The sequence below is a fragment of the Paenibacillus sp. RC67 genome (genome assembly GCF_030020805.1).
Classification (GTDB): Bacteria; Bacillota; Bacilli; order Paenibacillales; family NBRC-103111; genus Paenibacillus_S.
Genome location: NZ_CP125098.1, coordinates 2,746,311 through 2,765,185, shown reverse-complemented (window position 1 = coordinate 2,765,185; position 18,875 = coordinate 2,746,311). Strand labels below are relative to the sequence as shown.

Here is an 18,875-nt window from a genome sequence, read left to right as displayed (position 1 = left end):
ATGCATAGTTTTCCCGCAAAATTTTACTCTATTTCGGGCTAAAAAGCAAAAAACCGGCTTATGGGCTTTTTTCCCATTCACCGGTCTGTTGTTTCTTACTTATCTTGCCGCTGGTTTAGCACTGCCATAACGGATTGTTTTGCGTTTGGAAGGCTTGCTCATCAAACTGCCAAAGCCCATGAAGAAGGTCGGGATACCGGCAAAAATAAGTACAATGATCCAATCTTTCCAGCCGAGCGGAACCGTTTTGAATATCGGCTGAAGCTGCTCCACATACAATACAGCAAGCATAAGAACGAGGGATGAGATAACCGCCAGCACTAGATAGCTGTTCTGCAGTGGATTACGGTGAAAAATCGATCGGGAGCTGCGGCAGTCGAATACATGAATCAGCTGAGCCATTACCAATGTCGCGAACGCTACCGTCTGCGCCTTCACGAGCACAGCCGCTTCATCTTTACCACCTTGATGCAGCATAATCATAAAGGCTGCCAGGGTACATACCCCAATCAATATGCCGCGGCTAATAATTTTCCAGCCAAGGCGCCTTGCAAAAATATTTTCCCGCGCCGAACGCGGCTTTTGCTGCATAAGATCTTTTTCCGCCTGATCCACCCCGAGAGCCATTGCAGGAAGACCGTCGGTAACCAAATTGACCCATAAAATTTGAATCGGGATTAACGGCAACGGAAGACCCGCCATCATCGCCAGGAACATCGTCATGATCTCGCCTACATTGGAAGCGAGCAAATAACGGATAAACTTGCGAATGTTTTCATAAATGCCGCGGCCTTCTTCAATAGCGGCAACAATCGTGGCGAAGTTGTCATCACTTAGCACAAGAGCTGATGCTTCCTTAGATACATCCGTGCCGCTGATGCCCATGGCAATCCCGATATCCGCCGCTTTTATGGCTGGAGCGTCATTCACTCCATCCCCCGTCATAGCCACAACATGACCTTTACGTTGCAGAGATTTTACAATCCGCAGTTTGTGCTCTGGGGAAACCCTAGCATATACGTAAGCATCTTCCACCCGTGCATCCAGTTCGTCATCCGACAATTGTGAGATCTGTTGACCATTCAATGCCATGCCGCCATTTGGAGGAAGAATGCCAAGCTGCTTAGCGATAGCTTCTGCTGTCGATTGATGGTCTCCAGTAATCATGACCGTCTTGATTCCTGCTTTGCGGCATTTGGAGATGGCGTCCCTCACCTCTCTGCGAGGCGGATCAATCATCCCCGTAAGACCAACGAAGATAAGGCCATTTTCGATCTCTTCCTCCACATCGCATCGTTCTGACGGCTTGACTTCGCGATAAGCAACCCCAAGCACACGAAGAGCATTGTTAGCCATTCCCTCATTCGCAGCCAGTACCTTTTGCTTGAGTGTTGGTGTAAAAGGAATCACTTTATCATCCCACAGCACATAGCTGCATTGATGCAGGAGCACGTCTGGCGCCCCTTTGGTGCATACCATCCGCCCGCCTTGATGCTCTACAAGCACTGACATCCTTTTCCGCTCGGAATCAAATGGATATTCCCCGACTCGTCTGTATAATCCATCCATGGATTGATGAGTCATTCCTGCCTTAGCTCCAAGAACGACAAGAGCACCTTCCGTCGGGTCCCCCTTGATGTTCCAAGAGGAAGCTGCCGTCTCCTCCTCCTGCTTCTTGCGTTTGGCTTCCGACTTCTCCTCAACAAGCACGGCATTGTTACACAGCACGGACACTTGAAGGAGTCTTCGCAGCATTTGGTTTTTTTTCAGATCAACATGGGTTCCCTTATGTAAAATATCTCCATGAGGGGCATACCCATCTCCAGTTACTTCCAATACATTTCCACCCAGCCATAGATGGGTAACCGTCATTTTGTTTTGTGTGAGTGTACCTGTTTTATCCGAACAAATAACCGAAGCACAACCCAGCGTTTCGACGGACGGCAGCTTTCTTACGATCGCCTTTCGTTGAATCATCCTCTGAACGCCCAAGGCAAGAGCAATCGTAACAATAGCCGGAAGTCCTTCCGGGATAGCAGCCACCGCTAAGCTGACGCCAGCTAAGAACATGCCGTAAGGCTCTTGTCCATGAACGATACCTGCCACTACAACGAGTACAGTCAATGCTAGCGCTACGATAATTAATATTTTACCTAACTGCTCCAAACGGTGCTGAAGGGGAGTATCCATAGACTCTGTGCTTTGGATCAAATCAGCGATTTTGCCCATCTCTGTGCTCATACCGGTTCGTACGACGATCCCCTTCGCTGTTCCGCGCGTAATCATCGTTCCCATAAAGCCTAAGTTCCTCTGGTCTCCAAGAGGTACTTCATCACCATGGAGCGCCGCTGTGTGTTTGCTTACAGGTACTGATTCTCCGGTCAGTGCTGATTCTTCTACGTACAAGCCATTAGCATCAATGAACCGTAGATCGGCAGGAACTCGGTCCCCACTTTCCATTACGACCATATCGCCAGGAACAAGCTCTTTTGCAGGAACTTGCTCAATCAATCCGCCCCTCAGCACCTTGGCATTCGGCGCAGACAGCTCCTTTAAGGCTCTAAGTGAACGTTCGGCGCGGAATTCCTGGATAAAGCCCAAAATTCCGTTCATGATAATAATGGCGACGATGGTGATTGCATCCAAATATTCTCCCAGGAGTCCGGAAATCAACGTCGCGCCCATAAGCACCAGCACCATGAAATCCTTAAACTGGTTTAGAAAAAGGGCTATCGGCGATATTTTTTTCCCTTCGGATAATTCATTGTGACCGTTCTCCTTCAATCGCCTCTCCACCTCTTCTGAAGAGAGCCCCTGTGACGGTTCGATCTGCTGCATTTGCAGAATTTCCTCAGCCGTCAATTGATACCACTGCTTGTGACCCATCTGCTCATTCCCTCCCAAAAGGTTGTACCAAAAGGTTGTTGCGATGCCTCCCCTGCATGGCGTATCACCAGTAGGACAGCTTCTTTTAGTAAATGTATTCAGACAAGCAGCAAAATAGCACAATGGAAAACAGACTTAAGTTTTTTGCGAAAATATGGCATGATAGAGAATGGTACATTCAAAATGGTATTCTTATTCTTGATTCACTGAATGGAGTTGTTCCAAACATGTCGTTAGACGGACTGGTCGTCCACAGCCTGGTGCATGAGCTGCAGCGTTGTGTCGGCGGCAGAATTAATAAAATTCATATGCCCTCTGAGCATGATATTGTGCTGCAATTACGAGGCCAAGGAAGCAATTTGAAGCTCCTTCTGTCGGCAAATCCGACCTACCCTCGGGTTCATCTTACCGAACAAAGCTTTCTTAACCCGATGGAAGCGCCCATGTTCTGCATGCTGCTCCGCAAACATTGCGAGAGCGGCATCATCGAGAGCATCACACAACCTGGACTGGAACGTGTGATTCATATGCAAATACGGCAGCGGGATGAACTCGGAGATCTGAGCAGCAAAACGCTGATCATCGAAATCATGGGGCGCCATAGCAACATTATTTTAATGGACCCTGCAACGGGTATCATTATCGACGGAATTCATCACGTTACTCCTTCTATCAGCAGCTACAGAATCGTCATGCCGGGAAGCAAATATGTCGCTCCTCCTGAGCAGAACAAGGCGCTTCCTTTCCACTTGGATAAGGAACAATTTGTCACCAGCATCACCAATCCGCTGCCTGCTCAAGAGCATGACGAATTTGAAAAGCCTCCAACACCGCCAACGGATGATACCTGGGAGCAGCGAATCGTGAATCGGTTCAGCGGCTTCAGCCCACTTGTAGCCAAGGAGATGGTACATCGATGCAGCCCAGCCCTTACAGTGGCCAACACGCCGGAGGATAATGCAGCCCTGTTATGGGAGCCGTTCCATACGTTGATCGAGCAGCTTCGCCAAGAGCAGTCGAAACCGAACATTTGTGAGCGGGAAACTAACGGCAAAGCTTACTTCTCGATAACAGAGCTGTCTCATATTCAAGGAACCGTTACCTATTATGAGACTGTTAGCGAGTGTCTTGAGGCGTTCTATGGAGATAAGGCGGAGCGGGATACCGTTAAACAGCGGGTGTCGGATTTACTTCGTTTCCTTCAAAACGAGCGTAACAAAAACATTAAGAAGCTCGACAAGCTTCAAGAAACGTTGGAGGAAGGGCAGGATGCGGATAAATTCCGTATTTTAGGGGAACTGCTGACCGCTTCAATTCATCAGATACAAAAAGGGGATTCCGAAGTCGAGGTGATCAACTATTACGATGAAGAGCAGCGTATGATTAAAATTGCGCTGGACCCTCTTCTAACAGCCTCCGAAAATGCCCAACGCTACTTCAAGAAATATACGAAAAGCAAAAATAGCCTCATCGCCGTCAACGAACAATTACAGCAGACGCATGAGGAAATCCGATATTTGGAAGGGCTGCTCCAGCAGCTTGGCACAGCCTCACTAAGCGATATTGAGGAAATCCGTGAAGAGCTGGTCGAGCAAGGATATATTCGTGACCGCAACAAAAAATCGCGCAAAAAGAAGCCGAATCAAAAGCCAGCACTCTCCTGCTTCACATCCAGCGAGGGAATTCCTATTTACGTAGGCAAAAACAACACACAAAATGAATATTTGACCAACCGGCTGGCACAATCCGCCGACACTTGGCTGCATACAAAGGACATTCCAGGCTCGCACGTCGTCATCCGCAGTCCTCAGTTCGGTGAGCAAACACTGCATGAAGCCGCACAACTGGCTGCTTATTTCAGCCAAGCCAAAGAGTCCAGCCAAGTGCCCGTGGACTTCACATTCATTAAGCATGTTAGGAAACCAAACGGTGCGAAGCCCGGCTTCGTCATTTATGATCATCAAAAAACGCTGTTCATAACTCCCGACTCCGAAGCAATTAAACGGATGCCGGTCAGTGTAAAATAACTTCATAACTTCATTTCTACTCAAAAAAGAAAGACCGGCTTCCTGGTCTTCAGAATGTGGAGAAACCTGCAAAACTTGAAATATTGCTAATATACTCCAGTGGGGTATGCCCCTCCAGCCGCTGTTGAAACCGTGAATTGGATTAGAATTAGCGGTATTTTCACGGATTTCAAAGGCGGACGTAAACTCTTCCGAGGCATCCCCCTCTTCCCTATATAGCATATTTCTCGAGGAATCAGGTTCTTCGACAGACTCAAGACCGGCTTCCCGGTCTTTTTTTGATTTTCTCCTAGCTTTCCTCACGGTCTTCCTACAGACACATACCGAAATCCTAAGTGTCCCATCTGTTCAGGAACTAGGCAATTTCGGCCATCGACAATAACGGGGGCTTTCAAGGCTCGCTTCACCTTCTCATAATTCAACAGCTTAATGGCTTCCCACTCTGTAACGATAACCATAGCATCTGCGCTGGCCAATGCTTGGTAAGGGTCAGCATAGCAGCTCGCTTCCGGAATAAGGGCTGCTGCATTCGAAGCAGCAACAGGATCATAGGCGGATACTTCCGCGCCTTTGTTCAGCAGAAGCTTGATGATTTCTAATGACGGAGCATCTCTTAGATCGTCGGTATTAGGCTTGAACGCTAAACCCATAACGGCTATCTTTTTTTCCGAGACATTTCCCCCAAGAACTTGTTCGATTGTATCGACAAACCGTTCTCTTTGAAGACGGTTCACCTCAATGACAGCCCTCAATATTTTAAAATCATAATCCACTTCTTCCGCAATACGCAGCTGAGCCCTGGTATCCTTTGGAAAACAAGAGCCGCCGTATCCAATGCCTGCCTGCAAGAAATGAGGACCTATCCGTTTATCCATCCCCATCCCTTGAGCGACAAGCCCAACATTCGCGCCGACCTTATCGCATACGTTAGCCATTTCGTTAATAAACGAAATCTTGGCGGCCAGAAAAGCATTTGACCCATACTTTATCAGCTCCGCGCTTTCCGGATCGGTAAATAGTACAGGTGCTGAGAAGGGAGCATGCATATGTGCAATCCGCTCTCCCGCTTCCTTCCGGAAACTCCCTATCACAATACGGTCTGGATGGAATGTATCGTGAATCGCAGAGCCTTCCCTTAGAAATTCGGGGTTGGATACGATATCCAGCGAATTTCCCTTCCCGAGCTCTGTTACCCAAGATGAAGCCAATCGGGCGGTTCCTACCGGTACCGTGCTTTTCAGAACAATAACCGTATCTCTCTTGGCTGCTAGTGCTACTTGAATGACGGCATTTCTTACTTGACTAATATCCGCTTCCCCATTTAGCAATGAAGGAGTACCTACGGCAATAAAAACAATATCCGACGCCGCTACGGCATCGGCAACATGAGAAGTAAAGGAGAGCCTGCCCTGACCTACGTAGTTTGCCACTCTCTCCTGCAAGCCTGGCTCATAGAACGGAACTTCCGCTCTTGCCAAGCTTTCGATTTTGCCGCTGTCCTTATCCACGCATACAACATGATGCCCGACTTCCGCAAAACAGGTTCCTGATACCAAACCGACATATCCGGTTCCTACGACAGCAATCCTCTCTCCCATGCTTCCCCTCCATGCTCGAATCGGCTTATATTACCAATTGTCTCGCCATGGTTCTGTTAACTGCCTTAAGTATGACTTTAACGCTCCCTGGAGTTCTTTTCTTTGCAGTGCAAATTCGATCGTCGCCTCAATATACCCCAACTTGTCTCCAACGTCGTAGCGTTTACCTTGAATAGGGTAAACGACCATCTGACGCTCCTGGTTTAAAATTCGCAGCGCATCGGTCAGCTGGATTTCTCCGCCTCTTCCTGGCTCACATTTCTCCAAAATGCCGAAAATTTCAGGTGTTATGATATATCGACCAATAACCGCCATATTGGACGGTGCGTGCTCACGATCCGGTTTTTCTACTAAATCGTCGATATAAGAAAAAGGACCTGGGCGCTGTGACGGAGATACAATTCCATATTTATTGACATCCTCCCACGGTACTTCCTGTGTTGCTATAACGGTAGTCGAGGTCTGATCAAACAGGTCGATCATTTGCTTCAAACAAGGTGGCTCCGATTGGATGATATCATCGCCTAATAGTACGGCAAAAGGCTCGTTCCCGATAAATTTGCGCGCACATAAGACCGCATGCCCTAACCCGAGAGGCTGCTTTTGACGGATATAATGAACGTCGGCCAAATTCGAGACTTTACGTACAATATCGAGCAGCTCTTGATTGTTTTTTTCTTCAAGCATCATTTCTAACTCAACGGATTTATCGAAATGATCTTCTATCGCTCGTTTATTACGCCCAGTTACAATCATGATGTCTTCGATTCCCGATTCAATCGCTTCCTCAACAATATATTGGATAGCGGGTTTGTCGACAATTGGCAGCATTTCTTTAGGTTGTGCTTTAGTTGCAGGCAAAAAACGGGTACCAAGCCCGGCTGCAGGTATAATGGCTTTACGAACGTTCACGTGCGTTCCTCCTTGCTTGATTTAGCTGATCAATAACGTCCACGGGAATCTTTCGAGAACCGATTGGAGCATGAAATACAACCCCGTTTCGTTCACCGTGAAAATCGGAGCCAGCCGTAACAATCAAAGCATGGCGTTCAGCAATTTGTTTGTAATGCATTTCCTGCTCTGGCGTATGATCAGAGTGATACACTTCCAGACCTGACAATCCATAGGGTACCAATTCTTCAATCAACTCGTCCTGGCCATACAATCCTGGGTGGGCAAGTACAGGGACCCCGCCCGACTCCAGTATCCATTGTATTGCTGTAATAGGTCCGATGCGCGGCGGATTGACGTAAGCCGCACCATCTTTGCCCAGGAAACGGTCAAACGCTTCGGACATGGATGCTACATAGCCTTTTCTAACCATGGCATCGGCAATGTGAGGTCTTCCTATGGTTTCGTCATTTTTCTTGGACTTAATAAGCGATGACTTCACGTCATCCATTGTAATGTCCATACCGAGCTCATTTAATCGCGCCAGCATCATCTCGTTACGACGGTCGCGCACTTCACGCATTTCGCTCAGCCGTTCCAAGAACAGGGGATCATGATGGTCAATGTAGTACCCCAATACATGAATATCCTGTCCTTTAGATACAGTGCTGACCTCTACACCCGGAACGACCGTAATACCGAATCGTCTGCCAGCTTCAAGAGCTTCTTCAATCCCTGCTACTGTGTCATGATCGGTCACAGCGATTGCGCCCAAGCCCGCTTCATAAGCGAGTCTTACATTTTCGGAAGCCGGTTGTGTCCCGTCAGAGGCTAATGTATGGCTATGTAAATCAGCAAATAGCATTCATTTCTTCTCCCTTCTAACAATAACGAACAATAATTAACGCTGCGTTAAACGAATGTGTGAAACGAGTAAATTTATAACCATTGACTTAAATCGCGCTCGCGTAAAAACGATACGAATGTAACGGCCGCAATCGGCAAAATCGTCGTGTTCAGGTAAATGGCATAAAAGCTGCGTTTGAAGTGGATTCCTTCGATTCGTTTTACCTCAAGTACGTTTAGAGCCAGCTCATGCTTGACGGAGGACTGCGATAATATGGAAATGCCCAGCCCCGCTTCTACTGCGGATTTGACCGCACCAGTGCTCCCAAGCTCCATCACGATCTTCATATGTGTCGGATCAAAGCCTGCTCTAGCCAGCTCTTCCTCCATAACCCTTCTCGTACCAGAACCTTGCTCACGCAGTACAAACGGATATTGCAATACTTCCTCCATCGTAACCGAGCTCTTGCCGGATAAGGGATGGTCGCGAGGAACGATTAACATGAGTTCGTCATTCATGACGGCCTCCGTATGGACATCGGGATGGTGCACCTCTGCCTCTACCAAACCAAAGTTCAGTTGATGATTCAGTACTTCTTCTAATATTTGCCTAGTATTAATCACTTTCATACTGACTGAAATATTCGGGTATTCCTTGCCAAATGGACCTAGCAGCCGCGGCAGTATGTATTCACCTACAGTCATGCTGGCTCCTAAATAGAGCCTATCCTCCAGCATATGTGTGAACTTGGACATGCTGATGTCCGTTTCTTTCATCAAGTCGATACTACGTCTTGCAAAAGGCAAAAGCGTTCTTCCCGCTTCCGACAATTCTATTTTTTTCGTGGAACGGTTGAACAGCTTGGTTCCGAAATAGTCTTCCAGTGATTGAACCTGCATCGTTACTGCGGGCTGTGTCATATGAAGCGCTTGAGCAGCGTGAGAAAAGCTCCCTTTTTCCGCAACCGTATAAAAAATATGAAGCTGATGAAAATTAAGTGCCATCTCTCCTACTACCTCCAACTTGCATGGTAGCCCTATTATAGCAAAGAAAGGAGTCCCTCAAAAGAGAAGGCATCCAAGCATTGTCAAATAGGGTAAACAAATCATATTAAAAAGCCTTCCGCCCCCATTGGCGAAAAGCTCGGGAAATCCTATAATGAATGCGCTTACCTTTTTTTACGACTATTTTTAATAAGTGTCATTCTACGTGAATGGCGAAGCCATGAATAATAAGACTTCAGATCTCTCAGCTCAATTGTTTCGGACATACGGCCTAGGAAAGTGACAATAACCATCCGGTGCAACCGGTTTTGCCCATAAATCGTGTCCGGATCATACGTCGTGAATTCAGCAACCATGACCAAATCATCATCAACGAGGTAGACATCCTCACCGTTCTTGTAGTAAGATTTGATCTTACCTTCCTTAAGCTTGCTCCATAAAAAATCGCAAATGTCGTCAAATCCGGTTTTCTTGTGTTCTACCCTATCAGTCCAACGGATCCGAGCATGATTTGTGATTACGATATCCGTAATCTTTTTATCGCCGAGGGCAATATAGTACGGTTCGCAGTTGTCTGAACGGTGTGCTGCTTTATCTCTCATAAATCACAACCCCTCACCCAATAAAATAGTCCTTTTCGCCTATGTACAAAAATAAACACACTCTCATTTTATCTTATTTAATTTATGATTCCAAATAAAAAAATCTTTAGAATAGAAAACAAAAAAAAGCTTCTGTCAGAAGAAGCTTTTGCTTTCGATGCTTTGGAACTCTTTTATAAGGTATAAAATCGGGTCTTATCTGGCCCATTGTTTGGATATTCGGTTTTAATTTCATTGCGGTAAGAGCGCTCAACTTTCTTAACGAAAGGCAGCTTCTGCAGCTGCTTCATCGTATCATCCAATTTACTGCTGTGGACGTACATGGCGGCATAATGCATTCTTTTGGAAATAAAATGAACGCTGCCATAACGTTCTAGTTGTTTTCCCGCGGCTTTAATGTCGCTAAACCATACTATGAGGCCGCTTCGATCCGTGAACATGGGTCAACCCTTCTTTCTATACAGGAAGATAAATAATAAGAATGCATTACCGGAAAATCCGATCCGCATCTAAATAGATAATCTAATTATTAGCTTGGAAGCGCTGGCATATGTGGGTATGCTTTATAGTCGCACGAGTCCATATACACCAACCATAATTTGTAAGCACCGATGCGGTGCCTGAGCAGCAATTATGTAATTAAGGTGTGAGACACGTTCGCAAAAACTTGAAAAGATTGGAGGGGCCTGTCGGCCCTCCAACAGAAATAAGCTGAGAATTATCCGCAGCTGCCGGAGCAGGAGCCTCCGGAAGAGCAGCCGCCAGAAGAACAGCTCCCCCCAGACGCAAGAGGGTCATTACTCGGTACTTTAATGGAGTCGGAGACACTGCGCGCTATCGTTTCGGATACCGTGAACAGCAAATTGTCCAGTCGCTGCTCCGCCTCCTTAAACCGTCTGACAGCTTCTATATTATCCAACTGATCCTGAATCGATTTTGCCTGATCCAATGCGCTGTGATAATCCGGATGGAAGTGTCCGAAACGCTGACATTCTTCAAACAGATCCTTCTTTTTCTGGAACTGTTTCAACAGGTCATGCACTTGCGGATCCTCTTCTTTTCTCTGCTTCCAATATAAATAATCCGCCGTCTCTGCGGAATCTTTAATTAAATCTCCCAAGTCATACGCCTGCATCAAAATGGCAGACATGTCCATTGCTTGAGCTTCAATAACTGCCATAGTAGCACCTGCCTTATCACAAGTATTCATTTGGGTCGGACAAATCTATCATAACATACATTGGGCTCATATGTTGCATCAATATTTATCATTTATCCCAGGCAAAATAATTTTCATTTCCTGCCAGTCCTCAGCAAGCCAGCATACCTCTTGCATCTCCGATGGCTCAAGACCAATCATGCTCCATGTTCCACGAGTTTCCAGCAGCTTCCTCGGGGCAATTAATCGATCCTCGCCATTATGACGAACCTGAATTGCCGCCTTCCATTCCATTGCCTTCTCGACAATTTCCCTTCGGGTAGATGCATGATAGGTTCTATAATCTTTCATCCATCCTGTCGGAATACCGTTCAGATCCGGATAAAGCTCAGCAATATTAGGAAGTCTTTGTTCCATTTCATAATAGCCCACGTTATGCCGGGAATAAATAAACCCTTTGGCTGCCATATCTGTTGCCCAATCGGACGGACCTGTAAACTCTGCAAGGTTTAAGCTGTATTCATTTCCACCTGAACCGTTGTCGTTGGAGCCTGAACCGTCAAGCAAAACTAACTTTCCAGCAACCCAGCCGGCTTTATCCAACAGCGCTCTTAGCGAACTTAATCGATCTGCTTTCACGATCCATGCCTGATCACCCACAGCTTCAAGGAAGCAGTCGGCCGATGCTGTAACCTTCCTCACCGTATTTGCTGCCTCCAAGTTCTCACAGCGCAGCAAAATCACTTGGGCGAGCTGAAGTTGGCCGAACGGTCTAGCCCACTGTTCCATGGTTATTTTCACATTTTCCGGAATGTCATACAACGCATGATGCTTTAGAAAGCTCATTATCTCTTCAATGCTACGGCCATTTTCGAGACCTCTTTGTACGCTTTCTTTACTTATTTTATACATGGATAACGCATCGAATGTAAGCTGATCGGAGAAAAGAGCCAGTTCCCATCGTACGGAGAACGATACGCCTGGAGGAGCCAGCACCTCGAAATCAGGCTGTACGTAAAAACGAACATCCTCGTCTTCCATTATCTCTGGATGCAGCGGATGGTTTCTCCATTTATAACCTACATTCCCCGAGCCATTCCAGCCTTTCTCCATCCATCCGAATCCTATCAGCGGCAGTACCCATTGTTTTTCCAAAGCTTCTAAGAAGGTCTCGGTGTTCTCGCGATCATATTCTAATGAAATCAGCCCATGGACGTTCAGCCAGTGTTTTAATCTCTCAGAAGAAATCCATACCCCTTGAGGGTGACTCTCCAACCAAAATACAGCATGCTGCATCCACGCGGCACCTGGGAACAGCACGGATTTCCATAAATCATATAAGGCTTTCGTTTGAACAGTCTCTTTCAGGGACAGCCAGTGTCTGGAGTGCTCCTTATTAAGCATTAGCCGCTCGTCATTCGACTCTAACAGCTGCAGTCTAGTTAAACACTCCATGATCACAGCCATTTTATGTGAGTATACGTCTGCATAAACATATTTTATGCCGGTTCCCTCGAACCATTCATTACGAAGAGAAAGAAGCTCCCCTAGTTTTTGGAGCTGTCGTTTAGGTAGCGTGCCGCCCTTGGTCAGTTTAATCTGTTGTTGTCCACAATAAATCATTGCCTGAAATACATCTTCTGCTAGCCCTTTACCTCCCGCTTCCAATAGCTCCTCAATAAACTCAGTATCTTCGACCCTATCATCGATGGGTTCCGTTAAAAGAATACGATGCCATAAAGCGAGCGCATCCAGCGCCATTCTGTACACTTGCTCTCCCCAGGACTTACGGAAGGCAAAACAAATTCCTTTCTTCAACAGCAGCAGCAACCCGACTCTTGTATCCGCACCGGACATATGCGGGCCAGCAAGCTTTTCAAGTCTTATATTGTCAAATGGCTCACAGCCAATGGTAGTAACAATAATTCGGAGCACTTGTCGTTCATGCAACGTCAATTGATTGTATACGGTTTCCATAATAACCTGATTTAAAGACATACTCTCCAGAGTATGTCCCTGCTTTAACCATGGGGCATAGACCCCTTCCGCTTCAATCTGTTTGCGCAGTGTCTGCGGCATTCTAGCAGTATAATCGGATTGATTCATGACAGTGCAGCCTCCTGTCCATCCGTTGAGTAAACAGCTTTTATGGGATTCACTGGTGCATCAACAGGGATCCGTTCCTCGATGCTGTATGTATAGCCTTGCTCGATTAAAAACAACTGACGGTTCAGAGCAAAATCCTGCTCTTTCGTATCAGAGCTTACAATAGAATAAAAACTCGCCAAATTGGCGCCCTCTTTTGGACGTAAAATGCGACCCAACCGTTGTGCTTCCTCTTGTCGCGAACCGAAGCTCCCGGATATCTGTATGGCTACGGACGCATCCGGCAGGTCAACCGCAAAATTAGCGACCTTAGAGACAACTATTGTTTGAAGCTCACCTGAACGGAATTTGCGATACCACGTTTCTCTCTCCTCATGAGGCATTTGACCATATATTAGCGGCGCACCAAGCAAATCCGAAATTTGCTTCAATTGATCAATATACTGCCCAATAATGATAATCTGGTCTCCGTTATGAAGTTCAAGCAGTTCTTCAACGATAGCAAGCTTGGCGGAATTTTCGCTTGCAATCCTCACTTGAGATCTGGATTCTGCCATCATATATTTATCTCGCTCTTCTGCAGAAAGAGGCACCCTGATTTCCTTACAAGTAACAGATGCGATCCATCCTTGACCCTCCAGCTCTTTCCAAGGCATATCATAACGCTTAGGACCGACTAGAGAAAATACATCTTCTTCCCTGCCATCCTCACGAACAAGGGTAGCCGTAAGCCCTAATCTCCTAGTTGCCTGAATATCTGCCGTTACCCGAAATACAGGTGCTGGCAGCAGGTGAACTTCATCGTACACAATGAGTCCCCAGTCCCTCTTATTAAACAAATCCATATGCTTGAACAAATCGTCCTTCGATTTGCGATAGGTTAAAATTTGATAAGTAGCGATAGTAATGGGGCGAACGTCCTTCACTTTTCCCGTATATTCTCCCACCATGTCCTCGGTTGCATCCGTTTTTTCCAGGATTTCACGCTTCCACTGCCGAACAGAAGTACTATTCGTAGTCAATATCAAGGTAGCGCAGTTTAATTTGCCCATTGCCGCAATACCTATAATTGTTTTGCCCGCTCCGCAAGGCAATACAAGAACGCCGCTGCCTCCATGCAGACTACCTTCCCGGTAAAAAGAATCAACTGCAGAGCTTTGATAGTCTCGCAGTTGAAATGCCTTTCCAGCTTTCCCCTCAGGCTTTAGTCGTATGGGAAGCTCTTCACCACGACTGTACCCGGCCAAATCCTCCACAGGATACCCAAGCTTAATCAATTCCTGCTTCAAAGCACCGCGATAGGTAGCTGAAAAGCGGAGCGTCTTGGCATCCACTTGGCACAGTCCGTAAGAACGAAGCGATTTAAACGAAACCATTTCTTTAATCGGTTCTACATCATCTGAAATGAGCAGCAGATCTTCACCCAAGCTCTCGATCCGGATCAGTCCGTAACGCTCCACAAACCGTTTAATATCGAGTTTAATTGTATGGGGAACTCCGAACTTGGCATTCTCCTCCAGAAACGTTGTTATTTCCTGTGTCGTCATCCCTGCCGCTGCTGCGTTCCACAGCGATAGAGCCGACATCCTGTAAGTATGAATATGCTCCGGCGTCTTGACCAAATCCGCAAACCGGGCTAATCCAGCACGTACGGTATCAAATTGAGGGTGGCGCACTTCCAGTAAAATCGTAAAATCGCTTTGGACAATAAGCGGCCTTTTCGAATCGATCTGCATCCTGGTACCTCCCGAGTTTTGTCGTATTTACTCGAACAGTTTATTCATTCTAGTATGAGGGGAAACAGGAATATTTAAACATTGTTCACTTTACAAGCAGATTCCGTAGGCACTACAATTAGGAATTAGCACAGATTATCGTCAGAAGAGGTGACAAAATGAAAAAATACGGAATCCTTGCAGCAGTCCTGCTGCTTTTATGCTTGTCAGCTGTGCTGAGCGGCTGTAAAGAAAAAGCCTCCTCGACTACAGCAGGCCGGGAGTCTGTTAAAGTAGAGCGCGTCGTTGACGGAGATACGTTCGAAATCAAAAAGGACGGCAAAAAAGAAAAAGTACGTCTTATAGGCGTAGATACTCCGGAGACTAAAAAAGAGAACACCCCTGTTATGTTCTACGGCAAGGAAGCATCGGACTACACCACGAAACGGCTCGAGAACAAAACCATTGAGCTGGAATGGGACGTGGAAAAACGCGATCAATACAAACGTTATCTAGCTTACGTGTGGATCGGCGACGAACTGTTTAATCGAACCTTGGTTCAAGAAGGCTACGCACGAATGGCTACGTTCCCTCCTAATGTGAAGTATGTGGATCTGTTTAAAAAGGATCAAGAAAAGGCACGCAAGCAGCAAAAAGGTCTTTGGGTAAACTATGACGCTGCCTTTGAATAAAAGAAGTAATAGTTACAAAAAAAGCGGAAGACGCCATAACGCGCTTCCGCTTTTTTATACTATTTAATCCATAAACCTACCTTGCGGTCTCCTGCAGCTACATACTCCATCTCATCCAGTCGGTCGAATCGGAAGCTGTTCAGCAGTACATTCTCCTTAAGTACAAGCTCGAAGCGTTCCACGGCTTCTGTCATTTGCGTGTCCAGATCCATTACAAGATCAATCCGTTTATCTACAGGAAGATCAAGCTGTTTTCTGTAATCCTGCACCGCGCGTACCAATTCCCGAACAAGGCCTTCCTGTTCAAGCTCCGGTGTCAGCTCGGTGTTGAGCGCAACCGTCAACCCATAACCGGAAGCAGAAGCAAAGCCGGGTTTAGCTACTTTTTCTACCAACAGTTCTTCAAGCGAAATGTCGAGTGCTTCTCCGCTGCTCAGAGCATGTTGATAGTGACCGGCATGGACGATAGTTGCTGCCTCCGCAGCCGATTTTGAGCGCAGCGCCTGCTGCAACTCCCCTACATGCTTACCATATTTAGGCCCAGCCGTTTTCAAATTCAGCTTCAACGCAAAATCAACCAAACCATCTGCATTGGTCTCCACTCTTATGGATTTCACATTGATCTCTTCTTTGATGATGGGCTCATATCCGGATAAATCCATAGCTCGATCAAGAGCCACTATGAGCTCAGATAACGGCTGGCGAGTCTTCACTCCGCTCTCGTTACGAACGTTGCGCGCAAGCTCTACCACGTTGCGTACGGTCCCCATCTCTTGCTCTAATTGTGCGTCAAGCTGAGCTTCTTCCGCCTGTGGATAGTCAACTAAATGGACACTTTCCATTTCTCCGCCCAGGTTAAGATATAGATCATCTGATAAAAATGGCGTATAGGGAGCCATCAGTTTTGCCAGCGTGAGCAGAACCGAACGCAGCGTTTGGTAGGCGCTGAGCTTATCCTCTGTAAGACCGTTACCCCAGAAACGATCTCTGGAACGGCGAATGTACCAATTGCTCATTTCATCCACGAACGCTTCAATCGCTTTAGCCGGATTCATAAAGTCGTTAGCTTCCAGCCCTTTTCCTACTGTGACCACCAACTGACTTAACCGGGAGAGAATCCAACGATCCAGAATATTGACGCTTTGCAGCTTGTCATGCTCCTGCGGCTTGTAGCCGTCAATGGTTGCGTACAAAGTGTAAAAAGCATGTGCATTCACAATAGTATCGATAACTTTCGACTTGGCTTCCGCCACGATTTGCTTGGAAAACCGCTTGCTATTCCATGGTGCACTATCCGACAAAAGCGCCCAGCGAAACGCATCCGTTCCATACTCGTCAATAATTTCCCACGGGTCGATAACATTGCCTTTGCTCTTGGACATTTTTTGTCCATTCTCATCCAGAATGTGCCCTGTCGAAAGTACCGCTTTATAGGGTGCTTTGCCGTTAAACAGTGTGGATACTGCCAATAAGCTAAAGAACCAGCCTCTTGTTTGATCAATCCCTTCACAGATCATATCCGCAGGATATTGACGCTCAAACATTTCCTTATTTTCAAATGGAACATGGTGCTGTGCAAAGGGCATTGAGCCGCTGTCGAACCATACATCGATAACCTCCGGTGTACGCTCCATTGTCCCCTCCTCACAATGAGGGCACTTCAGCTTGATATCATCCACAAAAGGTTTATGAAGCTCCAGATCAGTTGGCACCTCGGAAATAGCTTTTGCTTTTAAATCTGCTGCACTAGACGGTACATATTCCCCTTGGCAGCATGAACATACCCAAACATTCAACGGCGTACCCCAGTAACGGTTCCGGCTAATGTTCCAATCAACGAGGTCCTCCAAGAAGTTGCCGAAGCGGCCATCTCGCAAGTGATCAGGATACCATTTGACCTCACGGTTGTTAGCGATCAGCTGCTCTTTGACAGCTGTAGTACGGATGAACCAGCTCTCTGTAGCGTAGTACAGAAGAGGAGACTTACAGCGCCAGCAAAATGGGTAGCTATGCTCGTATTTTTCCTTGGAGTACAGCAGTCCTTTTTCAGACAGCAGCTTTACGATATCGACATCGCAATCCTTAACGAATCGGCCTGCAAGATCCGTTACCTCATCCACATAGCGGCCAGCCGCATTTACTACGCTTAGCATGCTAATTCCGTTTTTCATTGATACTTTATAATCATCTTCCCCATGCGCAGGAGCAATATGGACAATCCCTGTACCGCTGGCATCCGTTACGAAATCGCCGTCAATGATAAAATAGCCATTCGCAGCCTTTACATAAGCCAATGGAGGAGTGTAATGAAGCCCTACCAGCTCCTCACCTTTCAGCGTACCTACGATTTCATACTCGCTCTTCATCACTTTCTCGACCAAGTTTTCAGCCACGATGAACATTTCGCCATTCTGCTTAACCTTGGCATAAGTTAATTGCTTGTTAACGGCAAGAGCTACGTTCGAAGGCAATGTCCACGGGGTTGTCGTCCATGCAAGGACGAATTCTTCCCGACCTTCGAGCTTGAACTTGACCGTTGCCGATAAGTCCTTCACATCCTCGTAGCCTTGAGCCACTTCGTGAGAACTTAACGTCGTTTGACAGCATGGACAGTATGGACTCACTCGGTGGCCTTTATACAAGAGTCCCTTTTTATGAATTTCGGACAGCAGATACCACACGCTCTCAATGTAGTTGTTGTCCAAAGTAACGTACGGATGTTCCATGTCGGTCCAATATCCGATAGCCTCTGTCAGCTCCCGCCACTGCCTTTCGTATTCGAAGACGCTGGCTTTACACTTTTCCACGAATTCGGCAACACCGTAACGTTCGATTTCCTGCTTACCCGAAATCCCCAACTGCTTTTCCACGCCTAATTCTACGGGCAATCCGTGAGTATCCCAGCCTGCCTTACGCAGCACTTGATGTCCAGTCATTGTTTTGTATCGGCAAATAAAATCTTTAATAACTCGGCCCAACACATGACCTATATGAGGCGCACCGTTTGCTGTTGGTGGTCCTTCATAGAATACAAAATTCGGCTTGCCCTCCCTATTTTCAATCGATTTTCTGAACGTCCCCTGCTGCTGCCACTGTTCGAGAACTCGGAGCTCCCGATTTCTCGCTTTTTCCTTAGGATCTACATTCCTCATCTACAACACCTCGTAACCGTATTTGTGAAAACAAAAAAGACCCGTCCCCAGAAGGGACGAGTCATCGCTCGCGTTACCACCCTTGTTCCACGCAAGATTGAAAAATTACATGCGCGGCACTCATCAACGTACTAACATACGCGTTCCTTGTAACGGCGGACACCCGGTTAAGCTTACTCGTTCCAACTTTCAGCTT

General features: G+C 46.7%; 13 protein-coding genes and 1 other annotated feature (1 of these 14 only partly in view). Of the genes, 2 read left to right on the top strand and 11 right to left on the bottom strand.

What is annotated here, in order from left to right; all coding sequences use genetic code 11:
- Positions 1-99: 99 nt before the first annotated feature.
- On the bottom strand, positions 100-2,886 hold the full coding sequence (locus QMA13_RS12520) for a calcium-translocating P-type ATPase, SERCA-type (RefSeq protein ID WP_282941715.1): 2,787 nt from the start codon (positions 2,884-2,886) through the stop codon (positions 100-102).
- Positions 2,887-3,113: 227 nt separating this feature from the next.
- On the opposite strand from QMA13_RS12520, the gene QMA13_RS12515 reads away from it, so the two are divergent.
- Positions 3,114-4,913 carry an Rqc2 family fibronectin-binding protein gene (locus QMA13_RS12515; RefSeq protein WP_282943383.1) on the top strand — a complete coding sequence of 600 codons (1,800 nt, stop codon included), beginning with the start codon at positions 3,114-3,116 and terminating at the stop codon, positions 4,911-4,913.
- A gap of 299 nt (positions 4,914-5,212) precedes the next feature.
- On the opposite strand, the gene QMA13_RS12510 is transcribed toward QMA13_RS12515, so the two are convergent.
- The 9 genes from QMA13_RS12510 to QMA13_RS12470 all read right to left on the bottom strand — a co-directional run bounded on the left by QMA13_RS12510 (position 5,213) and on the right by QMA13_RS12470 (position 14,856).
- On the bottom strand, positions 5,213-6,511 hold the full coding sequence (locus QMA13_RS12510; RefSeq protein WP_282941714.1) for a UDP-glucose dehydrogenase family protein: 1,299 nt from the start codon (positions 6,509-6,511) through the stop codon (positions 5,213-5,215).
- Positions 6,512-6,541: 30 nt separating this feature from the next.
- The gene (gene galU, locus QMA13_RS12505) at positions 6,542-7,423 is read right to left on the bottom strand and encodes a UTP--glucose-1-phosphate uridylyltransferase GalU (RefSeq protein WP_282941713.1); all 882 of its coding nucleotides are present in this window, start codon (positions 7,421-7,423) and stop codon (positions 6,542-6,544) included.
- The gene (locus QMA13_RS12500; protein WP_282941712.1) at positions 7,410-8,267 is read right to left on the bottom strand and encodes a PHP domain-containing protein; all 858 of its coding nucleotides are present in this window, start codon (positions 8,265-8,267) and stop codon (positions 7,410-7,412) included. The genes galU and QMA13_RS12500 overlap by 14 nt, the downstream gene beginning before the upstream one ends.
- A gap of 74 nt (positions 8,268-8,341) precedes the next feature.
- On the bottom strand, positions 8,342-9,253 hold the full coding sequence (locus tag QMA13_RS12495) for a selenium metabolism-associated LysR family transcriptional regulator (RefSeq protein WP_282941711.1): 912 nt from the start codon (positions 9,251-9,253) through the stop codon (positions 8,342-8,344).
- Between the two features lie 164 nt (positions 9,254-9,417).
- Positions 9,418-9,855, bottom strand: a complete 438-nt coding sequence (locus QMA13_RS12490; protein WP_282941710.1) for a hypothetical protein — start codon at positions 9,853-9,855, stop codon at positions 9,418-9,420.
- Positions 9,856-10,028: 173 nt separating this feature from the next.
- A complete protein-coding gene (locus QMA13_RS12485) occupies positions 10,029-10,295 on the bottom strand; it encodes a YlbG family protein (protein WP_282941709.1) in 267 nt (88 codons plus the stop codon).
- A 278-nt stretch (positions 10,296-10,573) separates the two neighbouring features.
- Positions 10,574-11,035 carry a YlbF/YmcA family competence regulator gene (locus QMA13_RS12480; protein WP_282941708.1) on the bottom strand — a complete coding sequence of 154 codons (462 nt, stop codon included), beginning with the start codon at positions 11,033-11,035 and terminating at the stop codon, positions 10,574-10,576.
- Positions 11,036-11,113: 78 nt separating this feature from the next.
- Positions 11,114-13,120 carry a helicase-associated domain-containing protein gene (locus tag QMA13_RS12475; RefSeq protein ID WP_282941707.1) on the bottom strand — a complete coding sequence of 669 codons (2,007 nt, stop codon included), beginning with the start codon at positions 13,118-13,120 and terminating at the stop codon, positions 11,114-11,116.
- On the bottom strand, positions 13,117-14,856 hold the full coding sequence (locus tag QMA13_RS12470; RefSeq protein ID WP_282941706.1) for a DNA repair helicase XPB: 1,740 nt from the start codon (positions 14,854-14,856) through the stop codon (positions 13,117-13,119). Before QMA13_RS12470 ends, QMA13_RS12475 begins: the two co-directional genes overlap by 4 nt.
- A 158-nt stretch (positions 14,857-15,014) precedes the next feature.
- On the opposite strand from QMA13_RS12470, the gene QMA13_RS12465 reads away from it, so the two are divergent.
- Positions 15,015-15,527 carry a thermonuclease family protein gene (locus QMA13_RS12465; RefSeq protein WP_282941705.1) on the top strand — a complete coding sequence of 171 codons (513 nt, stop codon included), beginning with the start codon at positions 15,015-15,017 and terminating at the stop codon, positions 15,525-15,527.
- 59 nt (positions 15,528-15,586) lie between these two features.
- Here QMA13_RS12465 and ileS read toward each other — a convergent pair whose 3' ends face one another.
- Entirely contained in the window at positions 15,587-18,679 is a 3,093-nt protein-coding gene (gene ileS, locus QMA13_RS12460; RefSeq protein WP_282941704.1) for an isoleucine--tRNA ligase, read from the bottom strand.
- 49 nt (positions 18,680-18,728) lie between these two features.
- Positions 18,729-18,875 (bottom strand) — a binding site (T-box leader); it runs 109 nt beyond the window's last position.

Coding starts and splice junctions, on each gene's coding strand:
- QMA13_RS12520 (WP_282941715.1), bottom strand. CDS start 2,886: ATGGGTCACAAGCAGTGGTATCAATTGACGGCTGAGGAAATTCTGCAA.
- QMA13_RS12480 (WP_282941708.1), bottom strand. CDS start 11,035: ATGGCAGTTATTGAAGCTCAAGCAATGGACATGTCTGCCATTTTGATG.
- ileS (WP_282941704.1), bottom strand. CDS start 18,679: ATGAGGAATGTAGATCCTAAGGAAAAAGCGAGAAATCGGGAGCTCCGA.
- QMA13_RS12500 (WP_282941712.1), bottom strand. CDS start 8,267: ATGCTATTTGCTGATTTACATAGCCATACATTAGCCTCTGACGGGACA.
- QMA13_RS12485 (WP_282941709.1), bottom strand. CDS start 10,295: ATGTTCACGGATCGAAGCGGCCTCATAGTATGGTTTAGCGACATTAAA.
- QMA13_RS12490 (WP_282941710.1), bottom strand. CDS start 9,855: ATGAGAGATAAAGCAGCACACCGTTCAGACAACTGCGAACCGTACTAT.
- QMA13_RS12515 (WP_282943383.1), top strand. CDS start 3,114: ATGTCGTTAGACGGACTGGTCGTCCACAGCCTGGTGCATGAGCTGCAG.
- QMA13_RS12495 (WP_282941711.1), bottom strand. CDS start 9,253: ATGGCACTTAATTTTCATCAGCTTCATATTTTTTATACGGTTGCGGAA.
- QMA13_RS12475 (WP_282941707.1), bottom strand. CDS start 13,120: ATGAATCAATCCGATTATACTGCTAGAATGCCGCAGACACTGCGCAAA.
- QMA13_RS12465 (WP_282941705.1), top strand. CDS start 15,015: ATGAAAAAATACGGAATCCTTGCAGCAGTCCTGCTGCTTTTATGCTTG.
- QMA13_RS12510 (WP_282941714.1), bottom strand. CDS start 6,511: ATGGGAGAGAGGATTGCTGTCGTAGGAACCGGATATGTCGGTTTGGTA.
- QMA13_RS12470 (WP_282941706.1), bottom strand. CDS start 14,856: ATGCAGATCGATTCGAAAAGGCCGCTTATTGTCCAAAGCGATTTTACG.